Source organism: Microbacterium thalli (assembly GCF_028737325.1).
In the GTDB taxonomy this organism is placed as follows: Bacteria; Actinomycetota; Actinomycetes; order Actinomycetales; family Microbacteriaceae; genus Microbacterium; species Microbacterium thalli.
The window spans coordinates 599,791-613,551 of sequence record NZ_JAQZCH010000002.1 but is presented as its reverse complement, the minus strand read 5'-3'; the positions used below and the strand labels follow the sequence as shown (position 1 = coordinate 613,551).

Here is a 13,761-nt window from a genome sequence, read left to right as displayed (position 1 = left end):
GAGATAGCCTGGCCGCTCACCGAGGAGGCACCATGTCGATCACCGCTCGTCCCCGCACCGCGACCCTCGCCGCGCTGGCCGTCGTCGGCGCCCTGGCGCTGACCGGCTGCACCGCGGCGGGCTCTTCCGACGCGACCCCGGCCCCCGCAGCCTCCGCGCCGGAGAAGAGCGCCACCCCGACGCCGGATGCCGCCGAGGGCGACGCCGCGCTCGAGGGCGACGTGCTCGCCGAGCGCGAGGCGTTCATCGCGGAGCAGCAGCAGCCCGTGGGGCAGCCGGTGTTGACGGCGAAGACACCGGCGCAGCAGGACCTCGTCGCCCAGCAGCGTGCGCACGTCGAGGCCAACGGCGGGCAGTGGTCGGAGCAGGCCGAGACGGTCACCCTCGCTCTCGCCCTCGACGCGTGCGAGACCTCGATCCTCAACGCCCACGAGATCGACGTGGCATCCTTCCGCACGCACGTCGTGTCGTCTCCGCTGATCGGCAGCCTCGCCGTCGACGATGCGTCGCGCGAGGGCGCCGTGAGCATCATGGTCTTCGGAACGCGCTTCCTCTGCCCCGACGACGCCCCGCAGTGGGAGCAGGCCTGGACCGAGGCGGGCGGTCAGTACTGACCCCTCAGCGCACCTGCTCGACGGTGAACTGCATCCGCGGGTGCGCGTAGGACTCCTGGCTCTCGACGAGCTGCAGCTCGCGCTGACCGGACGCGTGCGTGCGGGTCAACAGGTCGAAGACGCTCGATGTCGTGCGCGCGAGCGCCTCGGCGGCGGAAGCGGTGCGGCGGTAGTGCGCGGTGAACAGCGCGGCCGTCACGTCGCCCGACCCGTTCGCCTTCATCGGGATGTGCGGGGTGCGCACGATCCACGCGCCGTCGTCGTCGACCGCGAGCATCTCGATCGTGCCCGCGGGGCGGTCGGGACGCTGCACGCTCGTGACGAGCACCGTGCGCGGACCCATCGCCCGTGCCGCGTCGACCGAGGCCAGGGTCGAGTCGAGGTCGGTCGGCTCGGTCTCGGTCAGGAAGCCGAGCTCGAACTGGTTCGGGGTGATGATGTCGGCGGCCGGCACGACCCGGTCGCGCAGCAGGATCGGGATGGCCGGGGCGACGAAGCAGCCCGACGTGGCGTTGCCCATGACGGGGTCGCACGCGTAGACGGCATCCGGGTTGGCTGCCTTCACACGAGCGACGGTGTCGAGGATGACGTCGGCGATGCCCTCGCCGCCCTGGTAACCCGAGAGCACGACGTCGATCTGCGGGAAAACCCCGCGCTCCTCGACGCCGGCGATCACGGCGCTGACCTCGTCGGGGCTGATCATCGGTCCGCGCCAGGCGCCGTACCCGGTGTGGTTGGAGAAGTTGACGGTGTAGACCGGCATCACCTCGACGCCGATGCGCTGCAGCGGGAAGACGGCGGCGGAGTTGCCGACATGGCCGTAGGCGACGGCGGACTGGATCGAGAGGACCTTCATCGGGTCATACCTTTCGCGTGGGGGTGAGGGCCGCGGCGAGGAGGTCGCGGGAGAGCGTGTCGGCCTCGTCATCGTCGAGGTCGTGGACGGTGAGCCGCAGGTGCCGTGAGGGCTCGTCCGCGGTGAGGCGGAACTCGTCGCCGGTGCGCGCGAGCCACCCGCGGCGCATCAGCGCGTCGACGACCGCGCGCGCCGAGCCGGGCACCTCGACCCACAGGCTGAGCCCGTCGCCCGGCGCGCAGGGCAGGCCCCCGCGGCTGAGCCGGTCGGCGAAGGCGGCGTTACGCGCGGCGTAGTGCGCGCCGGCGGCGGCGATGGTCGCGGCGGCCGCCTCGTCGGTGACGAGCGCGTGCGTCAAGCGCTGCAGCAGGTGGCTGACCCAGGTCGTGCCCGACCCCAGACGCAGCGACATCCGCTCCGCCGTGACGGGATCGGATGCCGTGACGGCGAGGCACATGTCGGGACCGAGGAACTTCGACACCGATCGCACGCGCGCCCACCGGCGATGTCCCGGACCGATGATCGATCGGTACGGCTGGGTCGACAGCAGCGAGAAGTGGTCGTCCTCGATGACGAGAACGTAGGGGTGCGGAGCCAGGACCTCGCGAAGCGCGGCCGCACGCTCGGCCGACAGGCTGGCGCCGGTGGGGTTCTGCGCGCGGGGGGTGATCACGATGGCGCGGGCGCCGGCCTCGAGCGCCGCCTCCAGCCCGGCGACGGTCATGCCCTCGGCGTCGACTGGAACCGCAAGGGCGCGGTAGCCGGCCAGACGCACGGTGTGGATGCTCGCGAGGAAGCAGGGGTCTTCGAGCGCCACGGCGTCGTCACGTGTGAGGGCCTGGGCCAGCAGCCGCTCGACGGCGTCGACGGCGCCGCCGGTGATCGTGAGGCCGGCCGAGGCCGGGTCGCCGTCGGCATCCGCGGCGAACCAGTCGCGCGCCCAGGCGGCCAGGCCGCGGTCGAGGACGGGCTCGCCGTAGAGCACAGGGCGGCCCGTGACGCGTGGCAGCAGGGGAGTCGGGTCGGGGATGCGGGCGGGGTCGGGATTGCCCGAGCCGACATCGCGGAGCACGGTGTCGGCCGCGACGCCCTCCGCGGCGATCGGGGCGACGTCGGTGATGCGGGTGCCACCGCGCCCGCGGGCCACGACGATGCCGGCCTGCGCGAGCAGACGGTACGCGGCGACGACGGTGTTGCGGTTGACGCCGAGCTCGTCGGCGAGCGCGCGCACCGGTGGCAGGGCGTCGTCCGCGCGCAGGAGCCCGCGCTCGAGCAGCATCCGCACGCTGTCGGCGATCTCACCGGCCGTGTGCCCGGTGATCGTGTCACGGGAAGTCATCGCATCGATCTTATGACGGATGCCATGTTAGCTTTTGGCCTAGGCCGTATGACCGTCCCGATGTCACGGCCCAGAACGGAGCCCGTCGTGTCGACCGACCAGACCGCCACCGGAACCGCCCGCGTCAAGCGCGGCCTCGCCGAGATGCTGAAGGGCGGCGTCATCATGGACGTCGTCACCGCCGACCAGGCGCGGATCGCCGAGGATGCCGGCGCCGTCGCCGTCATGGCGCTCGAGCGCGTCCCCGCCGACATCCGTGCGCAGGGAGGGGTGGCCCGCATGAGCGACCCCGATCTGATCGACGAGATCATCGCCGCCGTCTCCATCCCGGTCATGGCGAAGGCGCGCATCGGGCATTTCGTCGAGGCGCGCGTGCTGCAGGAGCTCGGCGTCGACTACATCGACGAGTCCGAGGTGCTCTCGCCCGCCGACTACGCCAACCACATCGACAAGTGGCGCTTCACGACGCCGTTCGTCTGCGGCGCGACCAATCTCGGCGAAGCGCTGCGGCGCATCACCGAAGGGGCGGCCATGATCCGCTCGAAGGGCGAGGCCGGAACCGGCGACGTCTCGGAGGCGACGCGCCACATCCGCACCATCACGTCCGAGATCCGGGCACTCGCGTCGCGCGCGCCCGACGAGCTCTACGTCGCGGCGAAGGAGCTGCAGGCGCCGTACGAGCTCGTCGCCGAGGTCGCCGCCACCGGCGCGCTGCCGGTCGTGCTGTTCACCGCGGGCGGGGTGGCCACGCCGTCCGACGCCGCCATGATGATGCAGCTCGGCGCCGACGGCGTGTTCGTCGGCTCGGGGATCTTCAAGTCCGGCGACCCGGCGCGCCGCGCTGCGGCGATCGTGAAGGCCACCACCTTCCACGACGACCCGGCTGTGGTCGCGGCGGCCTCGCGCGGGCTGGGCGAGGCCATGGTCGGCATCAACGTGTCCGACCTCGCGGCACCGCACCGTCTGGCCGAGCGCGGCTGGTGACCTCGCTGCGACCCCGGGTCGGGGTACTGGCGCTGCAGGGCGACGTGCGCGAACACGTCCGCATGCTCGACGGCCTCGGCGCCGATACCTCGCTCGTGCGCCGCCCCGCCGACCTCGCCGCCGTCGAGGGGCTCGTGCTGCCGGGCGGGGAATCGAGCGTCATCGACAAGCTCGCGCGGGCGTTCGGGATGCAGCATCCGATCCGAGACGTCGTCGCGCAGGGACTGCCGGTGTTCGGCACATGTGCGGGCCTGATCCTGCTCGCCGACCGCGTCGAGGGAGCCATCGCCGGGCAGGAGACGTTCGGCGGGCTCGACGTCACCGTTCGTCGCAACGCCTTCGGTGGCCAGAACGAGTCGTTCGAGACGGCGCTCGCCGTCGACGGCTTCGCCGGACCGGTTCCGGCGTCCTTCATCCGGGCGCCGCTCATCACCGAGGTCGGGCCTCGGGTGCGCGTCCTCGCGCGCCTGTCCGATGGCGGCGTCGTCGCGGTCGAGCAGGGGCGGCTGCTCGCCACGGCGTTCCATCCCGAGGTGTCGGGCGAACGACGCTTCCACGACCGGTTCCTCGCGCGGGTCCGCGAGGCGTCGCTGTCGTCCCGGTAGGATTGCGCGCATGTCCGGTCACTCCAAATGGGCCACGACCAAGCACAAGAAGGCCGTCGTCGACGCGCGTCGTGCCAAGTCGTGGGCCAAGCTCATCAAGAACATCGAGGTCGCGGCGAAGCTGGGCGGCCCCGACCTGCAGGGCAACCCCACGCTCTTCGACGCCGTCCTGAAGGCGAAGAAGACCTCGGTCCCGAAGGACAACATCGACCGCGCGGTCAAGCGCGGCGCGGGAATCGGCGGCGAGTCCGTCGAGTACACCTCGATCATGTACGAGGGGTACGGGCCCAACGGCGTCGCGTTGCTCATCGAGTGTCTGACCGACAACAAGAACCGGGCCGCGGCCGAGGTGCGCACGGCGCTCTCGCGCAACGGCGGCACCCTCGCCGACCCCGGGTCCGTGGCCTACAACTTCAGCCGTAAGGGCGTCATCGTGGTCCCCGCCGAGGGAACCACCGAAGACGACGTCATGCTCGCGGTCCTCGAGGCCGGAGCCGAAGAGGTCGAGCCGCACGGCGACGGCTTCGGCGTCATCACGGAGGCTTCCGACCTGGTCGCGGTGCGCAGCGCGCTGCAGGACGCTGGGATCGAGTACGACTCCGCCGACGTCGAGTTCGTGCCCTCGCTCAAGGTCGAGGTCGACGCCGACACGGCGCGCAAGGTCTTCCGTCTCATCGACGCGCTCGAAGACAGCGACGACGTGCAGAACGTCTACAGCAACTTCGACCTCACCCCCGAGGTGCAGGCCGAGCTCGAGAACGACGAAGAGTAAACCCCGCGGCATCCCGCACCGTTCCCGGCATCGCGCGCAGTTCTTTCTGCGCCGGATGCCGGGAACTGCGCGTTTCACGGGTTGTCGTCGCGCCGCCAGGCGACGGCGGCCGTAGCGTGGGGGAGTGACCTCCCCGCTGCGCGTCCTCGGCGTCGACCCCGGCCTGACCCGTTGCGGCGTCGGGGTCGTCGATGTGGCGCGGGACCGTTCCGCCCGCCTCGTGCACGTCGGTGTGGTCCGGTCGGCCCCCGACCTGCCGATCGAACGCCGGCTCGCGACGATCGCCGCGGGGCTGCGCGAGGTCATCGCGGAGCATCGCCCGCACGTCGTGGCTGTCGAGCGCGTCTTCGCGCAGCACAACCGCAGCACGGTCATGGGCACGGCGCAGGCCAGCGGCATCGCTCTGCTGGTGGCCGCGGAGAACGGACTGGATGCCGCCACGCACACCCCCTCCGAGGTCAAAGCGGCCATCACCGGATACGGCGCCGCCGAGAAGCTCCAGGTGCAGACGATGGTCGCCCGGGTGCTGCGCCTCGACGCGCTGCCGCAGCCCGCGGACGCCGCGGACGCGCTCGCGCTGGCCATCTGCCACGCCTGGCGGCGCGGGGGCACCGCAGCCGCGGGAACGTCGGCGGCCTTGACCCCGGCGCAGCGGGCGTGGGCCGACGCCGAGCGCCTCTCGCGCCGCTGAAGTGCGGGGCCGCGGTGGCCGCTCAGGGGCGACGAAGCGTGTCGGTCGAACATACCTGCGAAGCCGCGCTTAGGCTCGGAGCATGATCTCCTCCCTGCGCGGCAGCGTGCTGCACCTCGAAGCCGACAGTGTCGTGATCGACGTGGGTGGCGTCGGGTTCTCGGTCGCGGTGACCCCCGACATCCCGCGTTCCTTCCACATCGGCGACGAGATCGTGCTGCACACGAACCTCGTCGTGCGCGAGGACGCGCTGTCGCTGTTCGGCTTCGAGACGCGTGAGCAGCTCACCGCGTTCCTTCTGCTGATCGGCGTGACCGGGGTCGGTCCGAAATCGGCGCTGGGCGTCCTGTCGTCGCTGAGCGTCGACCAGATCGCGCAGGCCGTGACGGCCGAGGACGACGCGCCCTTCCGGCGGGTCTCGGGCATCGGGCCGAAGACCGCGAAGCTCATCGTCCTGCAGCTCGCCGGCAAGCTGCAGGCGGCGCCGGCCGCCGCTCCGACGTCGGGCGCCGCGGGAGCGCGCTCGCTGGCCGGCCAGGTCGTCACCGCACTCGTCGCGCTCGGCTGGAGTGAGCGGGTCGCGGCCGATGCGGTCGCCCAGGTCACCGCCGCGGAGGGCGCCCCGACGTCGGTGCCGGGCCTGCTGAAGCTCGCGCTCGCCCACCTCGGCCCCGCCCGCCCGGAGCAGACCGGTGTCTGACGCCCACGGCCTGGCCGCCGACGAGACCGAGCTCGCCGTCGAGGGGGCGCTGCGTCCGACCTCGCTGGCGGAGTTCGTCGGACAGCAGAAGGTGCGAGGTCAGCTCGAGCTGCTGCTGCAGGCCGCGAGCATGCAGGACCGCCCCGCCGACCACATCCTGCTCTCGGGTCCGCCGGGCCTCGGAAAGACCACGCTCGCGATGATCGTCGCGCACGAGAGCGGCCGGCCGCTGCGGATGTCCAGCGGACCCGCGATCCAGCATGCCGGCGACCTCGCGGCGCTGCTGTCGAGCCTCGTGCCCGGCGAGGTGCTGTTCATCGACGAGATCCACCGCATGGCCCGGTCCGCGGAAGAGATGCTGTACCTCGCGATGGAGGACTTCCGCATCGACATCATGGTCGGCAAGGGCGCGGGCGCGACCAGCATCCCGCTCGAGCTGGCTCCGTTCACCCTCGTCGGGGCGACGACGCGGTCGGGTCTGCTGCCCAACCCGCTGCGCGACCGGTTCGGCTTCACCGCCCACATGGAGTACTACGAGCCCGACGAGCTCGAGCGGGTGATCGCGAGGTCGGCGAGCGTGCTGGCTGTCGATGTCCCGCCCATCGCGCGCGCCGAGATCGCTCGCCGCTCGCGCGGCACCCCGCGAATCGCCAACCGGCTGCTGCGCCGTGTGCGCGACTTCGTCGTCGTGCACGGCGACACGGCCGTGGGGGCGACCGAGGCGGATGTCGCGGCCGCGCTCGACCTGTACGACGTTGATGCCATCGGCCTGGACCGCCTCGACCGCGCGGTTCTCGAGGCTCTCGTGCGGCGCTTCGGGGGAGGGCCGGTCGGGCTCAACACCCTCGCCGTCACGGTGGGCGAGGAGGGCGAGACGATCGAGTCGGTCGTCGAGCCCTATCTCGTGCGCATCGGCTTCGTCGGCCGGTCGCCGCGCGGACGGGTGGCGATGCCGGCCGCGTACCGGCACCTCGGGGTGCCCCGCGCCGATGGGGCGCTGGAGATCGATGACCTATAATCCTTGAAGGCTTCTCGCCGACGAATCCCGAGGCTGCGCATTCTTCGCGTGCCGACCCGTGAAAGGTGCTCCCACCTCCATGCTCTTCTTCGCCACCACCCCGGCCGACGCTCCTCCCGCGAACCCGGCAGTGCAGTTCTTCGCCGAGTACGGCCTTCTGATCATCCTCGCGCTGCTCATCGTCTTCATGTTCTGGAGCCAGCGGCGTCGCGCGCAGCGGATGAAGGCCGAGCAGGAGGAGAAGTCGCGTCAGCTGATGCCCGGCGCGAAGGTGCTGCTCCAGGGCGGCTTCTACGGCACGATCGTCGAGTACGACGGTGAGGACCTCTCGAAGTCCGCGCGCGTCGAGCTCGCACCGGGCGTCGAGGTCGAGGTGCACAGCCAGGCGGTCCTGCGGGTCGTCGACCCCGCCGAGGGCACCGTCACCGAAGACGAGTACATCGAGGCCGAGGAGCACCACGACGAGTACGTCGCGGACGTCGAGCAGGGCCTGATCACCTCGGCCAGCGACGACGCAGCCCGGGCGAAGGCGGCCGACGCTGCGCCCGAGGGTGCCGGCGACCGCGACGACAAGCCCCGCGCCTGACCCGCCGGTTCCTCCGGCGCTCGCACGACGAAAGCTGATCTCCCCGTGGCGACTTCCACTCCTGTGCGCCGTGCCTGGCGCGCGCTGACCGGACTCCTCGTGCTGACGGCGCTGCTGTTCGGCGTCAACGCCCTCGGCGTCTACGTGTTCAAGGGGAGCTCGTGGACTCCCGAGCTCGCGCTCGACCTCCAGGGCGGGACGCAGATCATCCTCGAGGCGCAGTCCGACGGCACCACCCCGTCGTCGGAGCAGATGCAGCAAGCGGCCTCGATCATCCGTCAGCGCGTCGACGCGTCGGGCCTCGTCGAGGCCGACATCGCGACGCAGTCGGGCAACCAGATCGTCGTGCAGCTGCCGGGCGAGGTCGACGACGAGACGCGCGAGCGGATCGAGGCGTCGGCTCAGCTTCAGCTGCGCGCCGTGCTGTACACGGGGTCACCGGCGACGACGTTCGTCGGCGAGGACGGACAGCAGACGCCGTACCCCACTCCCGATCCGGCGCTGCCCGCGACGCCGTCGGTGGCTCCGACCAACGGCAGCGACCCGGCCTGGATCACCGAGGCGCTGCAGGCGCAGTTCCTCGCGTACGACTGCGCCAACCCGACGAACGACCCGGCCGACGCGCCGGCGGACCAGCCGCTCATCACCTGCGACGGCACCGGCACGGCGAAGTACATCCTCGGCCCCGTCGAGCTCGACGGCTCCGCGATCTCCGACGCCACGAACGGTCTCGAGCAGCAGACCGGCCGCTGGGCCGTGAACATCACGTTCAACCGCGAGGGCACGGAGACGTTCGGCAAGATCAGCCAGCGCCTCTACGGCCAGCAGCCGCCGCTGAACCAGTTCGCCTTCGTCCTCGACGGCAGCGTGCTGTCGGCGCCGTCGATGGATGCCGTCATCCTCACCGGCAAGCCGTCGATCACCGGCTCGTTCGACCAGGACAGCTCGAAGGTCCTCGCCGATCAGCTGAAGTTCGGCGCCCTGCCGCTGAGCTTCGAGGTGCAGAGCACGAACACCATCTCGGCGACCCTCGGCTCGCAGCAGCTGCAGATCGGTCTCATCGCAGGCCTGATCGGACTGGCGCTCGTCGCGATCTACTCGCTCGTCGTGTACCGCGCGCTCGGCACGGTGATCATCGCCTCGCTGGTCGTGATGGCGGTGCTGACGTATGTCGCGCTGGCGATCCTCGCGTGGCGGATGGGCTTCCGCCTCTCGCTCGCCGGTGTCGCCGGCCTCATCGTCACGATCGGCTTCACGGCCGACTCGTTCATCGTCTACTTCGAACGCATCCGTGACGAGTTGCGCGACGGCAAGTCGATCACGAGCGCCGTCGAGGACGGATGGTCGCGGGCGAAGCGGACGATCTACATCTCCAAGTCGATCAACATCCTCGCCGCGGTCGTGCTCTACATCCTGGCCGACTCCACCGTGAAGGGCTTCGCCTTCACCCTCGGTCTGACGACGGCGATCGACATCCTGATCTTCATCCTCTTCACCCACCCGGTCCTGCAGCTGCTCGTCCGCACGCGCTTCTTCGGCTCGGGTCACAAGCTCTCGGGCCTCGACCCCGAGGCCCTCGGCGCGGTCTACCGCGGCCGGGCGCAGTTCCGGGCTCCGGTTGCCGCCGGTGCCAAGACGAGCGCCGGACGGCGCGCGGCGAAGTCGCGCGGCGAAGCCGAGCGCAGACAGACGATCGCAGAGCGCAAGCGCGCCGAACAGGCCGCGGGCGATACGCGCGGTGCGACGGGGGACAACGACTGATGCGTTTCTTCAACCAGTTCGGAAACGACCTCTACACCGGCAAGCTCTCCTTCCCGTTCGTCGCGCGCCGCACCCTGTGGTTCATCATCGCGGCGGCACTCGTGCTGGCCTCGGTGCTCGTGCTCGTCGTCAAGCCTCCGCAGTTCTCGATCGAGTTCACGGGCGGCTCGCAGTTCACCGTGACCAACGTCGCCAACACCGACCAGCTGCTGGCCACCGACGCCGTGCAGTCGGTCGTGCCCGGGGCCGGCACGAAGGTGACGACGATCGGCGAGGACGCCGTGCGCGTGCAGACCGACCAGATGTCGGATGCCGAGACGCGCGAAGTCACCGCGGCGCTCGCGGAGATCTACGAGGTGCCGACCGCCGAGGTCAGCTCGTCGTTCATCGGCCCGAGCTGGGGCCAGGACGTCACACGGCAGTCGCTGTGGGGCCTGGCGATCTTCCTCGCCCTGACGTTCCTCATCCTCGCGCTGTACTTCCGGACCTGGAAGATGTCGGTCGCGGCGATCGTCGGCCTGATCGACGTGCTCGTCGTCACCGTCGGCGTCTACTCGCTGTTCGGGTTCGAGATCTCGCCCGCGGCGGTGATCGGCTTCCTGACGATCCTGTCGTACTCGCTGTACGACACCACCGTCGTGTTCGACAAGGTGCGCGAGAACACCTTCGAGGACGGCGAGAAATCGGGGCGGACCTTCGGTGAGTCGGTGAACCTCGCGGCGAACCAGACGCTCGTGCGCTCGATCAACACGACGATCGTGGCGGCTCTCCCGACCGGCGCCATCCTGTTCATCGGCGCCCTGTGGCTCGGCGCGCAGACCCTGACCGACATCTCGTTGTCGATCTTCGTCGGCACCCTCGTCGCCGCGTACTCCACCCTGTTCGTCGCGGTTCCGCTGTTCGCGCTCATGCGCGAGAACGAGCCGGCCATCAAGGCGAACGACACCCGGGTGCGCGAGTCCCGCGAGCGCGCCGCGGTCGCGGCCTGACCGGCTCGGGCACGCGTAGAATCGTGGTCTGGATGGCGGAGGTGAAGGCATGACCGAGATCACTCCGCCCCCTGCCCAGAGCTCCCTCCGCCGGCTCGTGCCGCGGATCTTCTCGCGGGCAGCGCCCCGCGAAGGTCTCGAGCAGCTCGTCCGCACGGTGCGCGCGCACCACCCGAAGGGCGACATCGCGATCATCGATCGCGCGTATCAGGTCGCGGCCCGCGCGCACGCGCAGCAGAAGCGGCAGAGCGGCGAGCCCTACATCACGCACCCCCTCGCGGTCGCTCAGATCCTGGCGGAGCTCGGGCTCGGCCCGCGTGCGATCGCCGCCGCTCTGCTGCACGACACCGTCGAGGACACCTCCTACGGTCTCGACCAGCTGACGGCGGAGTTCGGCGACGAGGTCGCCATGCTCGTCGACGGGGTGACCAAGCTCGACAAGGTCAAGTACGGCGACGCCGCCCAGGCCGAGACGGTGCGCAAGATGATCGTCGCGATGTCGCGTGACATCCGAGTCCTCCTGATCAAGCTCGCCGACCGCCTGCACAATGCGCGCACGTGGGGCTTCGTGCCGCCCGAGAAGGCGGCGAAGAAGGCGACCGAGACCCTCGAGATCTATGCGCCGCTGGCGCACCGACTCGGCATCCAGGCGATCAAGAGCGAGCTCGAAGACCTGTCGTTCGCGGTGCTGCACCCCAAGCTCTACGCCGAGATCGACAGCCTCGTCAAGCAGCGCACGCCGCAGCGCGAGCAGTACCTGCAGACCGTGATCGACGCCGTCGAGAGCGACCTGCGCGAGCTGCGGATCCGCGGGCGCGTCATGGGCCGCCCGAAGCAGCTGTACTCGGTGTACCAGAAGATGGTCGTGCGAGGCCGTGAGTTCGACGACATCTACGACCTCATCGGCATCCGCGTCCTGGTGACCACCGTGCGCGACTGCTACGCGGTGCTCGGGTCGATCCATGCGCGATGGACGCCGCTGCCCGGGCGGTTCAAGGACTACATCGCGACGCCGAAGTTCAACCTGTACCAGTCGCTGCACACGACGGTGATCGGACCGAGCGGCCGGACCGTCGAGATCCAGATCCGTACGCACGAGATGCACCAGCAGGCCGAGTTCGGCGTGGCGGCGCACTGGAAGTACAAGGAGCGGATGACGGGCGGCAAGTCCGACGCCAAGGCGCTCGACAACGACATGGCGTGGCTCGCGCACATCTCCGACTGGCAGGCCGAGACGGCCGACCCCGGCGAGTTCCTCGACTCGCTGCGGTTCGAGATCGGCGCGAAAGAGGTCTATGTCTTCACGCCGAAGGGCCGCGTCGTCGGCCTGCCGGCAGGAGCGACCCCCGTCGATTTCGCCTACGCCGTCCACACCGAGGTCGGTCACCGCACCATGGGAGCGAAGGTCAACGGCCGCCTGGTGCCACTGGAGTCGACGCTCTCGAGCGGCGACGTCGTCGAGGTCTTCACGTCGAAGAACCCGGATGCCGGTCCGAGCCAGGACTGGCTGGGCTTCGTCAAGAGCACGCGGGCGCGCAACAAGATCCGCGGGTGGTTCACCAAGGAGCGCCGCGAAGAGGCGGTCGAGCAGGGCAAGGACGCCATCGCGCGCGCCATGCGCCGGCAGAACCTGCCGCTGCAGCGCCTGATGGGACAGGACGCGTTCACCGAGGTCGCGCACCAGCTGCGCTACGAGGACGTGACCGCGCTGTACGCCGCCGTCGGCGAGGGACACGTCTCGACCCAGTCGGTCATCGAGAAGGTCACCGCGCTCGTCCGAGCCGAGGAGGACACCTCGACGGGGCCGATCGACCTGCCGGCGGTGGGCCGTTCGCGTCAGAAGCGCGACAGCGACTCGGGCGTCCTCGTCCGCGGCGCTCCAGACATCCTCGTCAAGCTCGCGAAGTGCTGCACGCCCGTCCCCGGCGATGAGATCGTCGGCTTCGTCACGCGCGGCAGCGGAGTGTCGGTGCACCGAGCGGACTGCACGAACGTCGAGTCGCTCATGCGCGACCCGGAACGCCTCATCGAGGTGACGTGGGCCCCCACGACCAAGAGCCTCTTCCTCGTGCAGATCCAGGTCGAGGCGCTCGACCGCTCCGGACTGCTGAGCGACGTGACCCGGGTGCTCAGCGAGCATCACGTCAACATCCTGTCGGCGTCGGTTCAGACCAACAACGACCGACTCGCGCTGAGCCGCTTCGTGTTCGAGATGGGCGACACCGTCCACCTCGATCGGGTGCTGAACGCGGTGCGTCGCATCGACGCCGTCTACGACGTCTATCGGGTCACCTCCTCCTGAGCGGCGTGCCGTCGTAGCCACTCGAGCGCCGGCCGTTTGAACGAGACCGGCCCGGCCGCGACGAGGGCGGCAGTGGCACGCTCGCAGAGTGCGGGATCGAGCGCCATCATCGCGACGGCGGCAGCAGGAGGCTCGGCGCCGCCGGAGAGGGCGCTGCGGACGAGGTCGCCGAGGGTGCGGGCAGGTGTCGTGACGGGGACCCCGCCGATGAGCGAGAGGTCACCGGGCGGAACGCGTCGGTCGCGATAGTGCAGGCGGATGTCGATGACGTGGTGCAACCGGCGCGCGCTGCAGCGTTGCACGGTGTGGCGTGCCGGCGGGTCGGCCACCGCGCCGTGAACCCAGGCCGCCGACAGATGAGTGACGGCGAGGCCGAGGGACAGCAGCGGGCGCAGCGATGCGGCGCGAAGCTCGGCGGTCTCGACGGCGTCGGCGGGGATGAACGCCTCGCCGACCTCGACCACGTCGCCGTCCAAGCGGGCGGCCGCGAGTTCCGTCGCCGACAGCGTCTCGCCGGGGAGGTAGAGGAAGGGCCAGTGCATAC

At 70.5% G+C, this 13,761-nt stretch carries 14 protein-coding genes; 11 read left to right on the top strand and 3 right to left on the bottom strand.

Annotated elements, in window-relative coordinates:
* The first annotated feature begins 32 nt into the window (after window positions 1-32).
* Entirely contained in the window at window positions 33-614 is a 582-nt protein-coding gene (locus PUW82_RS10855) for a hypothetical protein (protein ID WP_274222300.1), read from the top strand.
* Between the two features lie 4 nt (window positions 615-618).
* Here the strand turns inward: PUW82_RS10855 and pdxY are convergent, their stop codons facing one another.
* On the bottom strand, window positions 619-1,470 hold the full coding sequence (pdxY, locus tag PUW82_RS10850; RefSeq protein WP_274222299.1) for a pyridoxal kinase PdxY: 852 nt from the start codon (window positions 1,468-1,470) through the stop codon (window positions 619-621).
* Window positions 1,471-1,474: 4 nt separating this feature from the next.
* Window positions 1,475-2,809 (bottom strand): aminotransferase class I/II-fold pyridoxal phosphate-dependent enzyme, encoded by a 1,335-nt coding sequence (locus PUW82_RS10845; protein WP_274222298.1) that lies wholly within the window; start codon window positions 2,807-2,809, stop codon window positions 1,475-1,477.
* A gap of 87 nt (window positions 2,810-2,896) precedes the next feature.
* Between PUW82_RS10845 and pdxS the strand changes: the two genes are divergently transcribed.
* The 10 genes from pdxS to PUW82_RS10795 all read left to right on the top strand — a co-directional run bounded on the left by pdxS (window position 2,897) and on the right by PUW82_RS10795 (window position 13,217).
* Entirely contained in the window at window positions 2,897-3,793 is an 897-nt protein-coding gene (gene pdxS / locus PUW82_RS10840) for a pyridoxal 5'-phosphate synthase lyase subunit PdxS (RefSeq protein WP_420792767.1), read from the top strand.
* Window positions 3,787-4,398: a pyridoxal 5'-phosphate synthase glutaminase subunit PdxT gene (gene pdxT, locus PUW82_RS10835; RefSeq protein ID WP_274222954.1), complete on the top strand. Its 612-nt coding sequence runs from the start codon at window positions 3,787-3,789 to the stop codon at window positions 4,396-4,398. The genes pdxS and pdxT overlap by 7 nt, the downstream gene beginning before the upstream one ends.
* Window positions 4,399-4,408: 10 nt before the next feature.
* The gene (locus PUW82_RS10830; protein WP_274222296.1) at window positions 4,409-5,170 is read left to right on the top strand and encodes a YebC/PmpR family DNA-binding transcriptional regulator; all 762 of its coding nucleotides are present in this window, start codon (window positions 4,409-4,411) and stop codon (window positions 5,168-5,170) included.
* A 124-nt stretch (window positions 5,171-5,294) separates the two neighbouring features.
* Complete coding sequence (ruvC, locus tag PUW82_RS10825; RefSeq protein ID WP_274222295.1) at window positions 5,295-5,861, top strand: crossover junction endodeoxyribonuclease RuvC; 567 nt, start codon at window positions 5,295-5,297, stop codon at window positions 5,859-5,861.
* An 82-nt stretch (window positions 5,862-5,943) separates the two neighbouring features.
* On the top strand, window positions 5,944-6,561 hold the full coding sequence (ruvA, locus tag PUW82_RS10820; RefSeq protein ID WP_274222294.1) for a Holliday junction branch migration protein RuvA: 618 nt from the start codon (window positions 5,944-5,946) through the stop codon (window positions 6,559-6,561).
* Window positions 6,554-7,579 carry a Holliday junction branch migration DNA helicase RuvB gene (gene ruvB / locus PUW82_RS10815; protein WP_274222293.1) on the top strand — a complete coding sequence of 342 codons (1,026 nt, stop codon included), beginning with the start codon at window positions 6,554-6,556 and terminating at the stop codon, window positions 7,577-7,579. The genes ruvA and ruvB overlap by 8 nt, the downstream gene beginning before the upstream one ends.
* Window positions 7,580-7,658: 79 nt before the next feature.
* Window positions 7,659-8,165 (top strand): preprotein translocase subunit YajC, encoded by a 507-nt coding sequence (locus tag PUW82_RS10810; protein WP_274222292.1) that lies wholly within the window; start codon window positions 7,659-7,661, stop codon window positions 8,163-8,165.
* 45 nt (window positions 8,166-8,210) lie between these two features.
* Window positions 8,211-9,926, top strand: coding sequence for a protein translocase subunit SecD (gene secD / locus PUW82_RS10805; RefSeq protein WP_274222291.1), 1,716 nt, complete (start codon window positions 8,211-8,213; stop codon window positions 9,924-9,926).
* Window positions 9,926-10,915, top strand: a complete 990-nt coding sequence (gene secF / locus PUW82_RS10800; protein WP_274222290.1) for a protein translocase subunit SecF — start codon at window positions 9,926-9,928, stop codon at window positions 10,913-10,915. Before secD ends, secF begins: the two co-directional genes overlap by 1 nt.
* Window positions 10,916-10,964: 49 nt before the next feature.
* Entirely contained in the window at window positions 10,965-13,217 is a 2,253-nt protein-coding gene (locus tag PUW82_RS10795) for a RelA/SpoT family protein (protein WP_274222289.1), read from the top strand.
* Here PUW82_RS10795 and PUW82_RS10790 read toward each other — a convergent pair.
* Window positions 13,196-13,759, bottom strand: coding sequence for a type IV toxin-antitoxin system AbiEi family antitoxin (locus PUW82_RS10790; protein WP_274222288.1), 564 nt, complete (start codon window positions 13,757-13,759; stop codon window positions 13,196-13,198). The two genes, PUW82_RS10795 and PUW82_RS10790, sit on opposite strands and share 22 nt — an antisense overlap.
* Window positions 13,760-13,761 lie beyond the last annotated feature (2 nt).

Coding starts and splice junctions, on each gene's coding strand:
- PUW82_RS10790 (WP_274222288.1), bottom strand. CDS start 13,759: ATGCACTGGCCCTTCCTCTACCTCCCCGGCGAGACGCTGTCGGCGACG.
- ruvA (WP_274222294.1), top strand. CDS start 5,944: ATGATCTCCTCCCTGCGCGGCAGCGTGCTGCACCTCGAAGCCGACAGT.
- PUW82_RS10810 (WP_274222292.1), top strand. CDS start 7,659: ATGCTCTTCTTCGCCACCACCCCGGCCGACGCTCCTCCCGCGAACCCG.
- pdxY (WP_274222299.1), bottom strand. CDS start 1,470: ATGAAGGTCCTCTCGATCCAGTCCGCCGTCGCCTACGGCCATGTCGGC.
- PUW82_RS10855 (WP_274222300.1), top strand. CDS start 33: ATGTCGATCACCGCTCGTCCCCGCACCGCGACCCTCGCCGCGCTGGCC.
- PUW82_RS10830 (WP_274222296.1), top strand. CDS start 4,409: ATGTCCGGTCACTCCAAATGGGCCACGACCAAGCACAAGAAGGCCGTC.
- PUW82_RS10795 (WP_274222289.1), top strand. CDS start 10,965: ATGACCGAGATCACTCCGCCCCCTGCCCAGAGCTCCCTCCGCCGGCTC.
- secF (WP_274222290.1), top strand. CDS start 9,926: ATGCGTTTCTTCAACCAGTTCGGAAACGACCTCTACACCGGCAAGCTC.
- PUW82_RS10845 (WP_274222298.1), bottom strand. CDS start 2,809: ATGACTTCCCGTGACACGATCACCGGGCACACGGCCGGTGAGATCGCC.